A 17,394-nucleotide genomic window follows, 5' to 3' on the forward strand; every position below is an offset into this window, starting at 1 on the left:
ATCGACCGCCGCACCTACAAGGCCACCACCAGAATCGACGTCATCACCGACGACCCTTGACGAACCAGCCACCGCCCTAACTGAACGGCGTTGGGGCTAGTCCCGCCAGCGCCCCATCCGTACGGGGAGCCTCGGTTGTCATCATCTTCTCCTAATCGTTGAGCGTTGCATTCGATCGCCTTGATTCATTGCCTGGGTGGCCGAAAATGCGCGTCAGCAGAATCGCGGTGTCCCGTGGCGCGTTTCGCAGCGGAGCGAGAACCGCCGACTCGGCGAGTTTCTCCAGCGCCGTGTTGACGACGTCCAGGTCGGCAGGGGAGAGGGACGGGGCTCGACGGGCCAGCCGACGCAGTTCGGCGTCGATGACGGCCCGGTGGTGCCGGTGCACCAGGGCCAGGACGTCCGACTTGAGATCGTCCGTGCACCGGGCGGGCCGATCCGCGGCGCGGGCTGAATCAGTGGCCATGGCCGGGGCTTCCGCCGTGCGAGCCGCCGAATGGCGTCGTGACACCGTCGTAGTGGAGCCGCAGCATCATCCCCTGATGCGCGTGCGGCAGGTTGTGGCAATGGTTCATCCAGATTCCCGGATTCGTAGCGCGGAACGCGACCACCCACGTCTCGCCCGGCCGGACGTCGAAGGTGTCCACCCACAGTGGACTACCCGTCGACGGCGTCCCGTTCCTGGACAGGATCAGCACGGGATGGCCGTGCAGATGCCACGGGTGCGTTTCCAGGCTTCGGTTGACGACGGTGAACCGGACGATGTCGCCTTCGGCGACGAGCTGGTCGGGGATGGCGGGGTGGCCTCGACCGTTGACGGTCTGCGCAAACGCCGGCTTCCCGTCGACCATCGCCACTCCGCGATCGAGGACCATGGTGAAGTGCCGGTCGGCGCTGCGGCTGTCGAAGGGCACGGCGGCCGGAGCCCCGTACCGCAGCAGGTCGAGCTCCGGCAGGTCGGACGTGTCCTCGACACGCGCTTCACCGCGCGCATCGCCAGGCGGGCGCAGGCGCACCCCGCCGTCACGATCGTCGTCGACAACGAGCGCCACGGACGTGTCCGGCATGAGGAACACCAGGTCGTACCGCCCGCCCGCGGGCAGGTGCAGTCCGACGTCGCTGACCTCACCGGGCTGGTTGAGGTCTCGGCCGTCGACGGCCGCCACCCGGAACGGGGTTCCGGCGAGGACGATCCGGTGCGGATCCGAGTCGGTGTTGATCACTCGCAGCCGCACCGGTGCACCGGGTGGTGCGAAATGTTCGGTTCGGCCGTCTCCGCCGGCGATCACGACGGTGCCGTCGAAGGTGTGCACGGGCAGCGTCAGGTCCACCTGCTCCGCCGTGGAGTGTTCGTCGGCCCGCTGCCCGTCGCGCGGCTGCACGACGAGGGTCCCGTACAGCCCCTTGTGTACGCCGACGTGGGACGCGTAATGGGTGTGGTACCAGTAGGTGCCCACCTGGTCGGCGCGAAACCGGTAGACGAAGTCCGCACCGGGTCGCACGGCCAGCTGCGTCACGCCCGGCGCGCCGTCCTCGCCGCACGGTACGTCGTAGCCGTGCCAGTGCAGGGTCACGCCGTCGTCGATGTCGGCGTTGTGCAGCCGCACCTCGATCAGGTCACCCTGGTTCGCGGTGATCGCCGGACCCGGGACCTCCCCGTTGTAGGTCCACGCGTCGATCTCCCGCCCGGACGGGAGCCGTACGGTGGCCTTCTTCGCGGTGAGCACCTGCCGCCGCACGGTGCCACCCGGTGCCGGTGAGCCGGAGCCCCGCAGGTCGGCCACCGACACGGCCGCCCGGGACGAGCGTCCCGGACCGCCGCCCCTGGTCACCGATTCGGTGGGGAGGAACGACAGCCCCGTGCCGGCACCGGCCGCGGTCACCACGACCGCGCCACCGGTCCAGCCGAGAAACCGGCGGCGCGAGATCGCGCGTCGATCCTCCGGCGCCTGCGCGACGCCCGCATCGGCGCTGTCCTCGACGGGAGCCGTGACCACTCGCGCAGTCAGCAACGCGCCGGCGCCCACGAGCGAGATCGTGATCAAGGCCGCGCTCACAGTGAGCGGGTATCCGACCAGGAACGTCACCACCAGACCGGCCAGCGCCGCGTAACCCGCGGTGAACACCGAGACCACGCCACGTGCCGACCCTCCAGCTGCTCGCCCCCGTCTTACCGCGAGCAGTTGCGGGCCGGCGACCAGCACGGCGACGGCCCCGGCGGCCCCCAGCAGCGGCAGCCCCAGGAGCACCTTCTCCTGTACGAACCACCAGCCCCGGCCGGCCAGCATCGCCAGGGTGCCCACCCGGACCAGCGTCACGAGCACCGCCGCGACGAGGCCGGTGAGCGCCAGCCGGGTGCGCCGGAGCGCCAGCGTGACGCCGGCGGTGAACCACGCGGCGATGCTCAGCAGCGCGACGACGTGGTCCAGGATGATCCACATTCCCGTGGTCATGGCGCCTGTCGGGCAGGCGTGGCCGGCCTGGGCAGCGGGGTGTCCGGCCTGGACAGCTGCCTGGCCTGACGGATGATCATCCCGGTCACTGCCACGATGGCGAGACCGTTGACCGCGTGCAGGCCGAAGACGAGCCCGCCGGCGGTGCCGTCGACCGCCGTGGCGATCCCCTTGATCACGAACTGGACAACCGCGAGCCCGGCGACCAGGCCACTCATCCCGATGACCCGCCCGGGCATCCGGGCTGTCGCGGCGACGACGGTCACCAGGACTGCGATCAGAACAATTCCGCCGCCCAGCGCGCGGTGCGGCTGGAAGGACTCATCGTTGGGTGCCGTGTCGAAAGCACCGCTGGCAGCCAGGAAGAACTGTGCGACGACGGCCAGAATCTGCAGGGCCGCCACGCCGGCGAAGAATCTACGCATGGCACGCTCCTCGAAGTGGGTGACGGTGATCGCTCATGGCGGTGATCGTCGCGCCGGTGAGGCGGCCGTGGCCTCTGACAGCGGATGGCAGCGTCTACGCAATTGGGCGTAGACGACCTCGTAGCTCACTACGCCCGTGCGCGTAGCAGGTCGCGCGTCTGTGCCGAGCGTCGTCCGTGGGCGAGAACAGTAGGATCACCGCATGCAACCACGTGCCGTGTCGTTCCCCTTGCGTATGGTGGCGCAAGACGTGGCGCTCGCGCTCTTCGTCACCGTGATGCAGGTGCAGGGCACGGTCGCCAAGGTTGCCATCGAGGGGGCACCGCGCCCGCTCGCCGACTTCGGAAACCTCGGATACGCCCTGCTGATGGTGAGTGGCCTGGCCCTGGCCGTCCGCCGCCGGTGGCCGGTGCCGGTGTTTGTCACCACCGCGCTCGCCAGCTTGGTGTATTACGGTCTCGACTTCCCGGACGGGCCCGGCTGGCTCGGGCTCTTCGTCGCCCTGTACACCCTCACCGCGTACGGCGACGGGCGCCGGTCGCTGGTGGTGGCTGGCGTGGGTACCACGGTGCTCGCCGTCTGGTGGCTGGTCGCCGCGGCCGACATCGAGCCCCGCGCCGCCATCGGCTGGGTGTTCTTCCGGATCGGTGCATCGGTCATGAGCGCAGCCCTCGGCGAGTCCGTCCGGTCTCGACGGGTCATCGCCGCCGAAGCTCAGGCGCGCGCTGAGCTGGCGGAACGGACTCGCGAGGAGGAAGCACGGGCGCGGGTCGACGCCGAACGGCTCCGGATCGCGCGCGAGGTCCACGACACCGTCGCGCACGCCATAGCGATCATCAACGTCCAGTCCGGTGTCACCGCGCACGTGCTCGACAAGAGGCCGGAAGTGGCACGCGAGGCGCTGCAAGCCATCGAACAGACCAGTTCTCGGGCGCTGCGGGAAATGCGAGCCATCCTCGGGGTGCTCCGTGACGACACCGACGGGCGCGTGCCGTACCCAGGGCTCGAGCAGATCGACGAACTCACCGCCAAGGCACGCGATGCCGGACTCGACATCAAACTCGAGCAGACCTCGCCCGCGGCGCCGTTGCCGAGCGCGGTGGGCAGCGCCGCCTACCGAATCCTGCAGGAATCGATCACCAACGTGATCCGCCACGTCGGCCCGACCCGGGTGACGGTAGCGCTGCACCCAGGGATCGACGCCTTGGAGATCCGCGTGACCGATGAGGGGCGCCACGCCCGCCCAGCCGGCGACCCCGCCGGCCCACACCTACCGGCCCAACAGCCGACCGGCACCGGCAGCTCGGCCAAGCCCGGCCGTGGCATCCTCGGCATGCGCGAACGCTGCCAACTGCTGGGCGGAGAACTCGAGGCAACGCCGACTCCGGGCGGAGGGTTCGAAGTCATGGCCCGGCTGCCCCTCGCGCCGACCGGGTCACGCCTGTGAACGCAGCAGCCACGTCACCGTCAACCAACGCTCCGATCAAGGTGCTGCTCGCCGACGACGAGGGTCTCGTCCGGTCCGGATTCAAGGTCCTGCTCGACGTCGAGGACGACATCATGGTGGTGGGAGAAGCCACCAACGGCGCCGAAGCCGTCGAGCGGGCCCGCGCCACCCGCCCCGACGTCGTCCTCATGGACATCCGCATGCCAAAGCTGGACGGGATTCAAGCCACCACCCAGATCACCGGGACGCACGGGTTGGAGCAGGTCCGAGTCCTCATCCTCACCACCTACGACACCGACGAGTACGTCTTCGAGGCATTGGAAGCCGGCGCCAGCGGCTTCCTGCTCAAAGACGCCGGACCGGCCGAGCTCCTGCACGCCATCCGGGTGGTCGCTGCCGGAGACGCGCTGCTCGCACCCCGGATCACCCGACGCCTCATCGGCCAGTTCACCGCGCAACGAAGCGCTGCCCAAGCCGCGGAGGACCGGCTCGCGGTGCTGACCCAGCGCGAGCGCGAAGTGCTGGCCCTGGTGGGACAGGGCCTGAGCAACAACGAGATCGGCACCGAGTTGTTCCTCAGCCCGGCCACCGCCCGCACCCATGTCAGCCACGCGATGGCGAAACTGGGTGCGCGCGACCGCGCGCAACTGGTCGTCATCGCCTACCAGACCGGACTGGTCAGCCCCAACATGGCATGAACGCGTACCGCGCCACGACGCAGCCCGCAACGATTCGCCGACCGGATTCCCGCCACGGAACCCGGAACCGCTCGCTGGCTACGGGCACAAGGGTGCGTACAGCTGAGCACGGTCAATCCGGTGCCGAGCGCTGGCCGGGTGCCCCGCTGTGCTTCCCGGTCGAGGGTGGTGGCTCGGGTGCCGGCGGGGCGAGGGCGGCGAGCAGGCCGGGTGCGGCGAGCCGCTGATAGATGCTGGCGAGGGCGGCGGGTCCGGGCCGGAAGTCCTGGTCGACCCACCAGGTGAGCAGGCCGAGGGCTGCGGAGGTGTAGAACGCGGCGGCGACGTCGACCGGTAGATCGCTGCGGGCGGCCTCGATGTGCGGGCGCAGATGGTCGCGGAGCAGGTCGCTGACGAGCCGGTACAGGTGGCGCTGCACGACGCTGCCGCCGCGTCGGCCGCACAGCGCGCGGTAGAGGTCCCGGTGGCGGTACGCGTGGGCGAAGATCACGCCGGTCGGGCTGGTCGGATGGGGTGGCACGCCGGGGCTGAGGGCGTCGAGGTCGCGCTGCAGGTCGGTGCGCAGGTCGTCGAAGCCGGCCAGCAGCAGGTCGTCCTTGTCGCGGTAGTGGGTGTAGAAGGTGGAGCGCCCCACGTCGGCGCGGTCGAGGATGTCCTGCACAGTGATCCGGTCGTAGCCCTTCTCGGGGATCAGGGCGACGAGCGCCTCGCGAAGAAGGCGCTGGCTGCGCCGTACCCGGCGGTCCTGTCCCGGCATCTCGCATCCTCGCTTCCCGAACAGTTGTCGGCGGATGTCCGGTAACGGATCGTGGCCCTGTTCTGGTCGTTGAACCGGCTCGCTGCCCGTGACCATACTCGGACATCCTGTTCGACATCGTACGAGTGTTCGGCCATGGCCAGCAGCTCCGGCCGGGTCAGCGGTAGGGAGACGTCCCGATGTACCTGTCCCCACGATCTCGTCGTCTGCTGCTGGCCGCCCACATCATCGTGACGGTGGGTGCACTGGGCGCCGACGCGGCACTTCTGGCGCTGGCGGTGTCCGGCCTGCGCGACGCCGATCCACGCACGGTGTACCCGGCGGCGTACCTCCTCGGCCGGTGGCTGGTCGCGCCGTTGGCCGTGGGCAGCGTGCTGACCGGCCTCGCGCTGGCGGCCGCCGGGCCGTGGCGGCCACTGCGGCACGGCTGGGTCACCGTCAAGCTCACACTCGCGGCAGTGCTCGCCGTGGCCGCCCTGGCCTTGCTCGTACCCCGGCTCGGGCACGCGGCCGCCGCAGCGGCGGTCGGGTCATCGCCGGTGGGCGTCCCTCGCGGCGACCGGGTCGTGGCGGTGGCGGCACCGGCGGTGGCACTGCTGATCCTCGGGATCAACGTGGGCCTCGGGGTCTTCAAGCCGGGCCGGCGGCGGCCCGGTCAGGCGGCAGCTTCGGAGGTGGCATATGCAGCCGATCGTCAACGTTGAGCAGGCGCAGGCGTGGAACGGGCCGGAAGGCAGGCACTGGGCCGACCACGCCGCCCAGTGGGACGCAGTCAGCGCAGAGCTCAACGAACCGCTCCTGGCGGCGGCCGCGATCAGGCCGGACGACCGGGTGCTCGACCTCGGCTGCGGCAACGGCCAGACCACCCGCCTGGCCGCCCGGCGCGCCCGGGACGGATACGTGCTCGGCGTCGACCTGTCCGGCCCGATGCTGCAGACGGCGCGGGCCCATGCCGCCGGCGAAGGGCCGACCAACGTCCGGTTCGAGCAGGGCGACGTGCAGGTGCACCCGTTCCCGCCCGGCGAGTTCGATGTCGCCCTCAGCCGAGGCGGACTGACCTTCTTCACCGACCCCGTGGCGGCCTTCACCAACATCGCGCACGCGCTGCGACCCGGCGGGCGCCTGGCGTTCACCTGCGCGCGAGCCGTAGACGAACAGCAGTGGTTCACCGTATTCATGACCGCACTCGTCGGCCGCGTCCCGCACACCGACCCGAGGGCGCCGTACGAGCCGAGCATGTTCTCCCTGGCCGACCCCCAACGCATCGACGAACTGCTGACCACGGCCGGCTTCCGCGACATCACCATCACCGGCCTCGACCCAGCCATGACCTACGGAAACGACGCCGCGAACGCCACCCAACTCGTGCTCGGCACCGGCCCGGCACGCGCACTGCTCGACAACGGCGACCGGCACGCCGCCACCCGAGCGCGAGTCGCGCTCACCACCGCGCTGAGCACCTATGAGCACCCCGACGGCGTCCAGCTGACGGGAGCATTCTGGCTCGTCACCGCCGCAATGGAAGCAGATGATCAACGACCCGTGCGCTGAGCGCAACGCCCCAGCCGCCGACGCGGCTCGGCGACCCCTCGGGCCGGCGTTGCCGGCAGGCCAGGGGCCTGCCCGGTGTGCTCGCGCCGCATCCCCACCCAGGCGAGGACAACCAAGTCCGTCCGCGCGACTTCGCTGCTCTCACCCGGCCATCGGCTCTACTCGGCCCGCCACGACGCCCTGGGTGGGTTGGCGCGAGCAGCGGCCCTCGCATGATCTTCATCTGCCGAACGACGTGACCCGCGCTCGTACAATCCGGCCCGATGCGGTGCTGGCCCCGGTTGGGTGCGGCCCGGCGGCAAGCCGCCCCACCGGGACCCGTCATGCCGGGTCCGCCGCCCGCAGCCGTGGCCACCGCTGCTCGGTCCAGGCCCGCAACAACCACTCCAACGGTCCGTACCGGAACCGGGCCATCCACGCCGCGCTGGCGGCGAGCTGCACACAGTAGATCGCGACCGCGATGAGGACGACGACCGGCGGTGCGACGGCACCGGCGAGGCCCAACCCGACGCCGGTGAAGACCAGCACGCAGAGCAGCGACTGACCCAGGTAGTTCGACAGGGACATCCGTCCGGCCGGCGCCAGTACGGCGACCACCCGCCGCCCCCGGTCGGTCTGGAAGAACTGGAGCAGGGTGGCGGCGTACGCGGCCGCGAGCAGCGGCGCGGTGAGCACGCCCACCGTCAGCCCGGCCACGTTGGCGCTGCCCCCGCCCGATGCGAAGATCACCGCACCGGCCAGGCCGACCGGATAGCCCAGCTGCTGCACCCGGCGCAGGAGCTGCCGGTTCCCGACGACGTCGGTGAGTAGCCGGCGCCGCCCGGCCGCGTAACCGAAGAGGAAGGCCGAGAGGGCGAGCGGCCCCTGCACGAGGAGCGTGCCGAACATCGCCGGCAGCTGGCGTACGTGCTCGGTGACCACCGAGCCGATCCCGCCCTGGAGTGCCTCGGTGGACCGCTGCCCCGCCGCGAGTGCCGTCGCCGGATCGGTGACCAGCTGGGTCCCGCCCGTGGCGGCGAGCGCGAGGATGAAGCCGATCCCGCCGGTCAGCAGTACGGCGGCGCGCAGCGCGGTCCCGACGCCGACTCCCCGCATGGCGAGCAGGACCAGACCGAGCAATGCGTACGTGGTCAGGATGTCGCCCTGGAACAGCAGCACCGCGTGCAGGATGCCGAGCACGAAGAGCCCGGCCAGCCGTCGCCGGAACCGTGGGGCGAGGTCGACGCCGCGCCGCGCCGCGGAATCGAGCTGGAGCGTGAAGCTGTAGCCGAAGAGAAAGGAGAAGAGCAGGTACGCCTTCATCGTGAAAAGCAGCTCGACCAGCCACCGGACCGCCTGGTCGCCCCACGAGTCGTGCGCGGGATCCGGAACCAGATGGAAGGAATAGCCGGAGGCGAAGAAGGCGATGTTGACGACCAGGATGAGGAGCAGCGCCACGGCGCGCAACGCGTCGACGTCGACGATCCGGGAGAGCGTCCCGGACGACGCTCGATTCCCGACGGGCGGGTCTTCGATGGAGAAATTCACGTGACCACCTCCGGAACGGTCAGGAATCGTGTTCGACGACTTTCCTGCGACCCTATGAAGCGGTCTGTTTAGGTGACAGCCGGTGAGCGTGAAGATTGCCGGTGGTGCAGGCCCTACCCGAGCGGTGGGACAGGCCCTACCCGCGGCTCTCGCAAGGTAGCTGGTGGCCGGCCTGCATGGTCTGGACCAGCCAGCGGGCGGGCTCACGCTGGGTGTGTAACGCGTCCGCGGTGACCACGGCACCGGTCAGGTCCATGGTGGTCAACAGCGGTACGTTGAGGTCGGCTTTTGTCGCCGCGCCAACAACGCGCAGCCGTTCGGAAGCTTGACACGCGTGACGGCCGGCGGAAGAGGATGGGCAATGACGTCAATCCTCTCGACGCCTCCCGCCATCGCCGCCGGTACCCTCGCCGACGGCCCACAACCCGTGCTGGCCGCCACCGGAGGCCTGCTGCTGCGGCCCTGGGAGGCGACCGACGTCCCAGTCTTCTTCGCCGCCTATCGCGACCCCGAGATCCAGCGTTGGCACACCCGCCAACCCGTATCCGAGGATCAGGTCGGTGAATGGTTCGACCAGTATCGCCAGGACTGGGCGCACGAGAAGGGTGCGCATTGGGCGGTGACTCACGGCGGCGGTGAGGTGCTGGGGCGCATCACGATGCGCGGAATAGATCTCGATGATGGTGTCGCTGAATGCGCATACTGGGTACTCCCGGCCGCCCGCGGCGCAGGCGTGGCCTCCCGCGCGCTCACGGCCATGAGCGTCTGGGCCCTTGGCGAGGCAGGCTTCCACCGCTTGGAGTTGGATCACTCGACCTTCAACAGGGCTTCGTGCCGGGTCGCCGCCAAATCCGGCTTCCGTCTGGAGGGCACGAAGCGGAGCGCCGCCGTCCACTCCGACGGTCGACACGACATGCACCTGCACGCCCGCATCCGGGACGACGAACAACTCACCTGATTTCGGTTCAGACCAGCAATGATCGACGCCCGTCGCACCAGCAGGCTCCGCCGTACGGGCACACAACGGCGTCGGGGGAGCGGCCTAGGCTGGACTCATGCGGATCCGTATCGAGGGCCACGACCTTCCCGGACGCGATTGCGGCGGCAGCGACGATTTCCCCGGCTACCGCAACATCCACGTCGGCGTGCAGCGCCGCGAGCGACCAACGCAGTGGCTCGACCTGCAGCCGGGCGACGCTGCGGCAGTGAGGTGGGACCTGGATTGCACTGCCGCGACCGTTACAAAAGGCGGCCTCGACGTGCGCGGGCCCTACATTCAAGGCGGCCCCGGTCGGCGCTTCATCTACCTGTCGTGGGGCGAGGTCGATCGCACCGGCACGTTCACGATGTTCCGACGGGCCAAGCTATGGATTGACGGTGTTGAGAACTCCACCGCGCATGCCGCGATCTCCGGCGGCAGGCTGATCGCGAGGCTGGGGCTCACCGACGCCAAAGGCCACCCGCTCTGTGCCGCCGTCCGACCTCCGAAGGTCACGTGGTCCGCCACCTAAGAGAGACCGTCAATTGGGTGTTGACCACCTCGGTAGCTTTTCGGGGGTAGCATCGCCGCTTGACCGAATCGGAGGATGGCTTGTGCCGGTCACAGGTGCCAGCCACAGCGGCGCTCGTTGGCCTACGATCTGCCGGTGATGGCGGTGGCTGGTACGTACCGAAGAGGTGCGCCGCTCGGTGGCGAGGCGGCCGCCGCAGGCGGGTCGAACGTCGCGAGTTCTGCCAGTGACGTCCGCCGAGCAGTCCCGGAAGTCGTCCGGCGTCGGCTGTCACCGTTCGACGCGGGCGGTGACCTCTGGTCCTGGCTGGCCACCGCGCTGATCGTCGCCATTGCCGCCGTGCCGCGTCTGCTTAACCTGAGCAGCCCAAAGGGCAAGATCTTCGACGAGCTCTACTACGCCACCGAGGCACACCACCTGCTGCTGCGCGGCTTCGAGTGGGACGAGAAGAACAACGTCGCCGCAAACGTCGTCCACCCGCCACTCGGGAAGTGGATGATCGGGCTCGGTGAGCTGGTGTTCGGCTACAACGAGACGGGTTGGCGCGTCTCCGCCGCGGTCGTCGGCACCCTGTCGGTGCTCATCCTCGTACGCGTGGCGCGGCGGATGTTCCGGTCCACCGTGCTGGGCTGCGCGGCGGGTCTGCTGATGGCGCTGGACGGCATGCACCTGGTGCTGTCCCGGGTGGCGCTGCTCGACATCTTTCTGATGTTCTTCATCCTCGCGGCGTTCGGCACTCTGCTCCTCGACCGCGACGCCCGCCGACGGCGCTGGCTGACGGCGCTCGAAGCCGGCCTCGACCCGGCCGTCCCGGGGCCGGCCGGCCGCCTGCCGTTCGCGGTGCCGTGGTGGCGCCTGGCCACCTTCGTTCTGCTCGGCTGCGCGTGCGCGGTCAAGTGGAGCGGCATCTGGTACGTGCTCGCCTTCGCCGCGCTGATGCTCTACTGGGAGATGCAGGCACGCCGCTCCGCGGGCGTACGCCGCCCGTGGCGGGACGCTCTGGTCAGAGAGATCGGCTGGCTGGCGATCGGCGGCACGCTTCTCCTCGTCGTGTACCTGGCGAGCTGGTCGGGCTGGTTGTCAACCGACGGGGGACACTTCCGGCACTGGTTGCGCGACGCCGGCCACGACGAGTTGCCGATCGTGGGCGCGCTGCAGAACCTCTGGCACTACCACGTGGAGGCGTTACGGTTCCACACCACGCTGGAGAAGGCGCATCGCTACCAGTCCTGGCCGTGGCAGTGGCTGCTGCTCGGGCGACCGGTCGCGTTCGACTGGTGGTGTGGCGGCGAACCATGCGCCGGGTCAGCCCCCACAAGGGAGGTCCTGCTGTTGGGGACGCCGCTGCTGTGGTGGTCGTTCATCCCGGCGCTGGGCGCACTGACCTGGTTCGGCATCGCGCGACGGGACTGGCGGGTCGGCCCCATCTGGCTCGGCATCCTCGCCGGACTGCTGCCCTGGTTCTACTTCGCCGTCGCCGACCACCGGACGATGTTCTATTTCTACGCCCTTCCCGCGGAGCCGTTCCTGGTCCTCGCCGTCGTCTACGTCCTCGGCATGGTCATGACTCCGCCTCGCCCATCGGCTGCCACCGGCAACGCGCCGTCCGGACCTGACCGGCGTCCGATCGGCGTCATCGTCGCAGCGGCCTACGTGCTACTGGTTGCGGCTTGCTTCGCGTACTTCTATCCGATCTACGTCGGCAAGGTTCTGCCGTACACCGACTGGGCCGCCCGGATGTGGTTGGGCAACCGCTGGATCTAGGCCGTGTTTCATTGCTGGGGTTGCCCAGTCAGCCCCGGCCAGGGATCTCGGCGTGTCGGTGATCGATACGCGGTGAGGTCTCCGGTAGATGGTTCATCGACCAAGACAGACCATCAGCACGGAGACCTCGTGGCCACCATACCGGTGACGAGGCGGTTCGACCTGACCGACGTGCAGTGGGCGGCGCTGGAACCGCTGCTGCCGAGGGGAACGAAGCCAGGACGACCGCTGAAGTGGAGTAAAAGGCAGCTCATCGACGGGACCCGGTGGCGGGTGCGGGTGGGCTCGCCCTGGCGGGACGTGCCGGAGTGTTACGGGCCCTGGCAGACGGTCTACGGGCTGTTCCGCCATTGGCAACGCGCCGGAGTGTGGCAACGGATCATCACCGGGCTGCAGACCCGCGCCGACGCCGCCGGTCTGATCACCTGGGACGTCAGCGTCGACTCGACCATCGCCCGGGCACATCAACACGCCGCCGGCGCCCGCACGCAGCCCGAGCTGTAGAAGGAACCACCGGGTGGGGTCGAGGACGAGCCGGCTGATCATGCTCTCGGCCGGTCGCGGGGTGGCTGGACCACGAAGCTGCACCTGGCCTGCGAGCAGGGCCGCAAGCCGCTGTCGATGCTGCTGACCGGCGGGCAGTGCCATGACAGCCCGCAGTTCACCCGGGTCCTGGCCCGCATCCGGGTCCCCCGGCCCGACGGCGGCCGCCCCCGCACTCGACCCGACCGGGTCCTCGCGGACAAGGCATACAGCTCCCGCGTCAACCGTGAGCACCTACGCCGACGCGGCATCCCGGCCACGATCCCCATCAAGATCGATCAGGCCGCCACCCGGCGTAAGAAGGGGTCCAAGGGTGGCCGGCCGCCGACCTTCGACGCCCACATCTACCAGCAGCGTCACGCCGTCGAGTGCGGCATCAACCAACTCAAACGCCATCGAGCCATGGCCACCAGGTTCGACAAGCTCGCCGTGCGCTACCAGGCCACACTCCACGTCGCCGCGATCAACGAATGGCTCTGACCCGAGCTATGAAACACGGCCTAGGTAGCTGGTGTTAAACGGGGGTTGACCGGGTCCCGGTCGACCGCCGTTATCGCGTGGGTGGTGTCGGTTCGGTGTGCTGGTTCGAGGGTTTCGGGTGCTGAAACCGTTGCTGGGGCGGCGATGCAGGCCCTTCAGAACGTTTGCCGGGTGGGGTCAGCCGGGGACTGTGGTCCTCAGGCGGGGTTGAGGGCCCAGCCTTGGAGGGTGTGGGTGAGGCCGAGGGTGGCGAGTCGGGCGAGGTTCACGGCGGCGGCGAGGAGGGTGAAGTCGGTGGCGATGCGGTGCCGGCCGCGCATGCGGGCGCGTCGTCCGCCGTGACGTCGGCGCATGAGGTGGGCGATCTTCCGTTCGACCTTCGGTCGGGTGGCGCGGTAGTCGCCCTGCCAGGCGGGGTCGGTTTGGCGGGTCCGGGCGGCGGTGAGGCGGGCCTCATGGTGGCCGATGGTGATGCTGCGGCCGGTCTTGGAGTCGGTGCACTGCCCGCGTACGGGGCAGGTGGCGCAGGCGGTGCCGAAGTTGGCTTTGCCCGCGTGGCGGGCGTTGCCTTTGACCGGCCGGATCGCGATGGTGATGCCGTTGGGGCAGGTCACCGTGGCGTCGCGGAGGTTGACCTCGAAGCGGTCCTTGGTGAACTTCCCGGTAGGCGCGACGGGTGACTGGACCTTGGTCTTGGCGTCGATCCCGGCGCCGTCGAGATGCTGCAGGACCTCGCCGGCGCCGTAGGCCGCGTCGCCGTAGACCGTGGCGGTGCCGCCGGCGGGGTCGGTGGCGGCGGTCGGGTCGGTGAGGTCGGCGATGAGCCCGGCGACCGGTTCAACGTCCCCGACGTTGCCGGCGGTGACCGCGGTCGCGGTGATGACCTCGACGTCCGGGTCGACGGCGATGTGGCCCTTGTAGCCGTCGAAGCCGCGGTGGCTGGTCTTGTGCCCGTGCCGGGCCTCGGGATCGACGGTGGAGATCACCCGATCCGGGGCGACTTTCCGGGCGATCCGCAGCGTCCCGTCGTCGCCGGCCTCCAGGTCCTAGCCGAGGACGGTGGCCAGCAGCCGCATCGCCTGAACGACCGGCTCGGGCAGGTCGGTGAGCCCGTTGAGGGCGGCGAGCAGGGCGTAGCCGTCGCGGGCGCGGGAGTCGACGAGGGCGTCGCGGGCGGTCTTGTCGTCCCAGTCGATGACCGGCTTGCCGGTGCTGCTGTAGTCGTCACCGCTGGACAGCACGGCCCGCAACCGCGTGATCAGTTCACCGTCGGCGGCGGCGAGCAGACCCCGGATCGCTGAGCGGATCAGCGTGATCGTGTCCATCGTCGCGACCGCGTCATACAGGGGCGTGGAGTCCAGGACCCGCCGCCGGCCCACCAGCCCCGCGGACCGAGCGGCGTCCAACGCCACCTCGAAGATCCGGTCCGGGCGGTCCGAACGGCGCAGCCGTTCCCGCATGTCGACCAGCACTGTGTGGGCGAACCCCACCCGGCCCGCACCGTCCCAGCCGCCCACTCCGGCGGCGTAACGCCAGCGGGCGTCGAACGTGAACCGGTCCACCGCCTCCCGGTCCGACAGCCCCTCGAGGCGTTGCAGCACCATCACGGTGGCCACCACCGACGGCGGCACCGACCGGCGACCCACCGCCGCGAACAGGTCGGTGAACAAACCGTCCGGGAACAGGGCCTCCCGATGCTCGTGCAGAAACGCGAAGATCGAGTTCGCAGGCAACGTCTCGCCGCAGAATCGGCTCACCGGATCCAGCAGGTCCAACTGCTGTGAAGCCACACCCAACGCCACACCAGCAAACTACCTGAAATAGATAGAAAACGATGGCCGCCACACCGGCGGCAGCCATCGTTTAACACCAGTCACCTAGTGCCGCGTCAGGCAACGTTTGCGACGTTCGTCGTTGACCCTGAGCCGGCGGTAGGGCGGCGTGGCACCGTGCATCGAAGTCGAGCGTTATGGGCGCCGTCCGGTTGCGAACCTGAACGCCCCGAGCGCCGAATCGGTCGCGCGCTCGGTCTGCGGTCTGGTTCGCATCACGACGGTGTTGAGTAGGTGCGATCGGGGCGCCGATGAGAAATGGCGTCGGCAGTCGTCTAAATATGGACCGGTGAACGCGGGGGCGCGCATCAAGGGAGAGCAACGAGATGAGACCACTTCGATACTCGATCAACGTCACGCTCGACGGCTGCTGCCATCACGAGGCAGGGCTCCCGCCGGACGAGGAGTCGATGCGCCACTGGACCGCTGAGATGGAACGAGCCGATGCCCTGCTGTTCGGCCGGGTGACCTACGAGATGATGGAGTCGGCGTGGCGGAAGCCGGCCACGGGCACGTGGCCTGACTGGATGAATGAGTGGCAGATCCCGTTCGCCGAGACCATCGACCGGGCGAAGAAGTACGTCGTGTCGAGCACGCTGAGCGGGGTCGATTGGAATGCCGAGCTGGTGCGAGGCGACTTGGGGCAAGCGGTTCAGCGGCTCAAGCAGGAGCCAGGCGAGGGCCTGTGGGTGGGCGGCGTGACGCTCCCCCTGGCGTTGGCAGATCTGGGACTGATCGACGAGTACGAGTTCCTTGTGCAGCCGGTCCTTGCCGGACACGGGCCGACGTTGCTCGCCGGTCTGCGCGAGCGCATCCAGCTCGAGTTCGTGGACCGCCATGCGTTCCGGTCGGGGGCGATCGCCCTGCGATACCGAGCCACGCGAGCTCCGGCTTGACGTGATTTGTCCTGGCACGTTGGTCGCTGCCTCGCGACGGAACGACGGCTCGGGGTCGCGTTGCCCCGCGCTGGCCGTGCCCCCGAACGCGCGGACATATCGACAGGGGACATCGCCCCGAGGTGCCGGTAGCGGACAGGGCAAGCGTTGCCTGACTTGGCACTAGATAACCGGATGCACCGTCGGCGGAAGCCTTATGCCCAGTCCGCCGGCACAGCCCGCCAGGGCCGACCCGTCCACGGTCGGCCCTGGCGCCGCTGCACGCTGACCGCTCCCGGACGACGCCGCACCTGATCCACGCGGCGCGCCGCCGACCCACCGGAGGCCGGCTCAGGAACAGCGGCCGACAGCGAGCAGGTGCAGTTGCTGTTGTCCGCGCCTGTCGCACCGTGAGTGGGCACCGTGCACGGTCCGCAGAGGAACTTGAGCATCGTGCACGGTTGGCCCGAGAGGATGCCGCGTCATAACGTGCTCCCTGTCCGATGAAAGCTTGAACCAGATTCAGCGAGGATGCAGTCCTTGAGACAATGACGACGGCTCTGAACTGACTGTACGTGTTTGTGCGTTGCCAGGCCGGCGTCGAGGTCGGAAACGCGGAAGGCGAATGCGACACGGCGTCCGCGGACCCGCACCACACGTCCGTCTGCGTCAAATGCGACGGTGGCTACCTCTACGTCAAGGACAACCAGGCTGACGGCGCATCTTGACGAATTCAAATATCGCTGTGCGTTGAATCTGGGCATGTCCAATAGGGACGCCGAGAGAGGGCCGGCTTCCCCTTGGAGTTCGCTGCCTGGCCATAAGGGCCGGGCTGGAGTAGTAAGAGTAAGGAGCACCATGTCCGTGAAAAACTGGTTCACCCCGTCCACCCCCGGACGCAGAGCCGTATCTCGTGTCGCAGTGGGCACCGTTGCCGTCAGCACCGCCGTTTTCGGCTTGCAGTCACCGAGCTGGGCCGACGAGAACTACCTCGACCACTGCACTGATTACGGCGTTAGGTGCCAGACTGGAGTCCAGGTAGGCGAGCCTACGGTCGCGGACCAGTGCGGGACGGACGAAACCTACCTCACGGCTGTCTGCGTCGTAGAACACGGCGACATCGTCTATGTGAGGGATGGCAGGGTAGACGGCCATTCGGGACTTGCGCGAATCGATGCCGGCGCGGGTGTGGCTTGGCGGTATTGCCGTAACCCCCACGGAGGCGGTACGTGGGCCAAGTGCAACTTTGACTGGGCGGAAGACTACGTGACGAACGTCTACGGTGGTGTCCGTAAGAGCAATTCCGATTACCCCATCTACTGGTTGTTCAAGTTCTCCGGCTGAGCGGGCGATCGTCAGGACGTCCGGTGTGAATGGTGACCACGACTCGCGGTGGGCATGGCTGGCATCTGGTCAACTTGATCCAGCCGTGGTCGCCCTAGCCTGGGTGATTCATGGTGATCGCCGGGATGTGCTGTTCGTCGGCGTGTAGATGAGCGGAAGTGCCTGCCCTGCAAGGGAAACTTGTGAT

At 69.0% G+C, this 17,394-nt stretch carries 17 protein-coding genes and 1 pseudogene; 10 read left to right on the plus strand and 8 right to left on the minus strand.

Features of this window, described 5'->3' with window-relative positions; all coding sequences use genetic code 11:
• Nucleotides 1-151: 151 nt before the first annotated feature.
• Genes ACFYM6_RS35415 through ACFYM6_RS35425 form a run of 3 tightly spaced genes read right to left on the minus strand, consistent with a single transcriptional unit; the run spans nt 152 to nt 2,857 of the window.
• Nucleotides 152-466: a hypothetical protein gene (locus tag ACFYM6_RS35415; protein WP_387281836.1), complete on the minus strand. Its 315-nt coding sequence runs from the start codon at nt 464-466 to the stop codon at nt 152-154.
• A complete protein-coding gene (locus ACFYM6_RS35420) occupies nt 456-2,453 on the minus strand; it encodes a multicopper oxidase family protein (protein WP_387281837.1) in 1,998 nt (665 codons plus the stop codon). The genes ACFYM6_RS35415 and ACFYM6_RS35420 overlap by 11 nt, the downstream gene beginning before the upstream one ends.
• Nucleotides 2,450-2,857, minus strand: coding sequence for a DUF6220 domain-containing protein (locus tag ACFYM6_RS35425; RefSeq protein ID WP_387281838.1), 408 nt, complete (start codon nt 2,855-2,857; stop codon nt 2,450-2,452). Before ACFYM6_RS35425 ends, ACFYM6_RS35420 begins: the two co-directional genes overlap by 4 nt.
• 223 nt (nt 2,858-3,080) lie before the next feature.
• Here ACFYM6_RS35425 and ACFYM6_RS35430 point away from each other — a divergent pair, with 223 nt between their 5' ends.
• Both ACFYM6_RS35430 and ACFYM6_RS35435 read left to right on the plus strand, forming a co-directional pair.
• The gene (locus tag ACFYM6_RS35430) at nt 3,081-4,325 is read left to right on the plus strand and encodes a sensor histidine kinase (protein WP_387281839.1); all 1,245 of its coding nucleotides are present in this window, start codon (nt 3,081-3,083) and stop codon (nt 4,323-4,325) included.
• Nucleotides 4,326-4,360: 35 nt separating this feature from the next.
• On the plus strand, nt 4,361-5,023 hold the full coding sequence (locus ACFYM6_RS35435; protein WP_387281851.1) for a response regulator: 663 nt from the start codon (nt 4,361-4,363) through the stop codon (nt 5,021-5,023).
• A 112-nt stretch (nt 5,024-5,135) separates the two neighbouring features.
• Here ACFYM6_RS35435 and ACFYM6_RS35440 read toward each other — a convergent pair whose 3' ends face one another.
• Nucleotides 5,136-5,780, minus strand: coding sequence for a TetR/AcrR family transcriptional regulator (locus tag ACFYM6_RS35440; protein ID WP_387281840.1), 645 nt, complete (start codon nt 5,778-5,780; stop codon nt 5,136-5,138).
• A 179-nt stretch (nt 5,781-5,959) separates the two neighbouring features.
• On the opposite strand from ACFYM6_RS35440, the gene ACFYM6_RS35445 reads away from it, so the two are divergent.
• Complete coding sequence (locus ACFYM6_RS35445; protein WP_387281841.1) at nt 5,960-6,484, plus strand: hypothetical protein; 525 nt, start codon at nt 5,960-5,962, stop codon at nt 6,482-6,484.
• Nucleotides 6,462-7,331: a class I SAM-dependent methyltransferase gene (locus ACFYM6_RS35450; RefSeq protein ID WP_387281842.1), complete on the plus strand. Its 870-nt coding sequence runs from the start codon at nt 6,462-6,464 to the stop codon at nt 7,329-7,331. The genes ACFYM6_RS35445 and ACFYM6_RS35450 overlap by 23 nt, the downstream gene beginning before the upstream one ends.
• Nucleotides 7,332-7,652: 321 nt before the next feature.
• Here ACFYM6_RS35450 and ACFYM6_RS35455 read toward each other — a convergent pair whose 3' ends face one another.
• Nucleotides 7,653-8,858: a DUF418 domain-containing protein gene (locus ACFYM6_RS35455; protein ID WP_387281843.1), complete on the minus strand. Its 1,206-nt coding sequence runs from the start codon at nt 8,856-8,858 to the stop codon at nt 7,653-7,655.
• 136 nt (nt 8,859-8,994) lie between these two features.
• A complete protein-coding gene (locus ACFYM6_RS35460) occupies nt 8,995-9,123 on the minus strand; it encodes a hypothetical protein (RefSeq protein ID WP_387281844.1) in 129 nt (42 codons plus the stop codon).
• Between the two features lie 96 nt (nt 9,124-9,219).
• Between ACFYM6_RS35460 and ACFYM6_RS35465 the strand changes: the two genes are divergently transcribed.
• The 4 genes and pseudogenes from ACFYM6_RS35465 (at nt 9,220) to ACFYM6_RS35480 (ending at nt 13,156) form a co-directional block, all read left to right on the plus strand.
• Entirely contained in the window at nt 9,220-9,816 is a 597-nt protein-coding gene (locus ACFYM6_RS35465; RefSeq protein WP_387281845.1) for a GNAT family N-acetyltransferase, read from the plus strand.
• A gap of 97 nt (nt 9,817-9,913) precedes the next feature.
• Nucleotides 9,914-10,369 (plus strand): DUF5990 family protein, encoded by a 456-nt coding sequence (locus ACFYM6_RS35470; RefSeq protein WP_387281846.1) that lies wholly within the window; start codon nt 9,914-9,916, stop codon nt 10,367-10,369.
• Nucleotides 10,370-10,507: 138 nt separating this feature from the next.
• Nucleotides 10,508-12,133: a dolichyl-phosphate-mannose--protein mannosyltransferase gene (locus ACFYM6_RS35475; protein WP_387281852.1), complete on the plus strand. Its 1,626-nt coding sequence runs from the start codon at nt 10,508-10,510 to the stop codon at nt 12,131-12,133.
• A gap of 129 nt (nt 12,134-12,262) precedes the next feature.
• Nucleotides 12,263-13,156 (plus strand): annotated as a pseudogene (locus ACFYM6_RS35480) (IS5 family transposase).
• Between the two features lie 197 nt (nt 13,157-13,353).
• Here ACFYM6_RS35480 and ACFYM6_RS35485 read toward each other — a convergent pair.
• Both ACFYM6_RS35485 and ACFYM6_RS35490 read right to left on the minus strand, forming a co-directional pair.
• A complete protein-coding gene (locus ACFYM6_RS35485) occupies nt 13,354-14,142 on the minus strand; it encodes a transposase (RefSeq protein ID WP_387281847.1) in 789 nt (262 codons plus the stop codon).
• A gap of 60 nt (nt 14,143-14,202) precedes the next feature.
• Nucleotides 14,203-14,958: a transposase gene (locus ACFYM6_RS35490; protein ID WP_387281848.1), complete on the minus strand. Its 756-nt coding sequence runs from the start codon at nt 14,956-14,958 to the stop codon at nt 14,203-14,205.
• A 356-nt stretch (nt 14,959-15,314) separates the two neighbouring features.
• Here ACFYM6_RS35490 and ACFYM6_RS35495 point away from each other — a divergent pair, with 356 nt between their 5' ends.
• Nucleotides 15,315-15,884: a dihydrofolate reductase family protein gene (locus ACFYM6_RS35495; protein ID WP_387281849.1), complete on the plus strand. Its 570-nt coding sequence runs from the start codon at nt 15,315-15,317 to the stop codon at nt 15,882-15,884.
• Between the two features lie 837 nt (nt 15,885-16,721).
• Nucleotides 16,722-17,207, plus strand: a complete 486-nt coding sequence (locus ACFYM6_RS35500) for a hypothetical protein (RefSeq protein ID WP_387281850.1) — start codon at nt 16,722-16,724, stop codon at nt 17,205-17,207.
• The last annotated feature ends 187 nt before the right edge of the window (nt 17,208-17,394 follow it).

It is taken from the genome of Micromonospora sp. NPDC006431 (genome assembly GCF_042870725.1).
In the GTDB taxonomy this organism is placed as follows: Bacteria; Actinomycetota; Actinomycetes; order Mycobacteriales; family Micromonosporaceae; genus Micromonospora.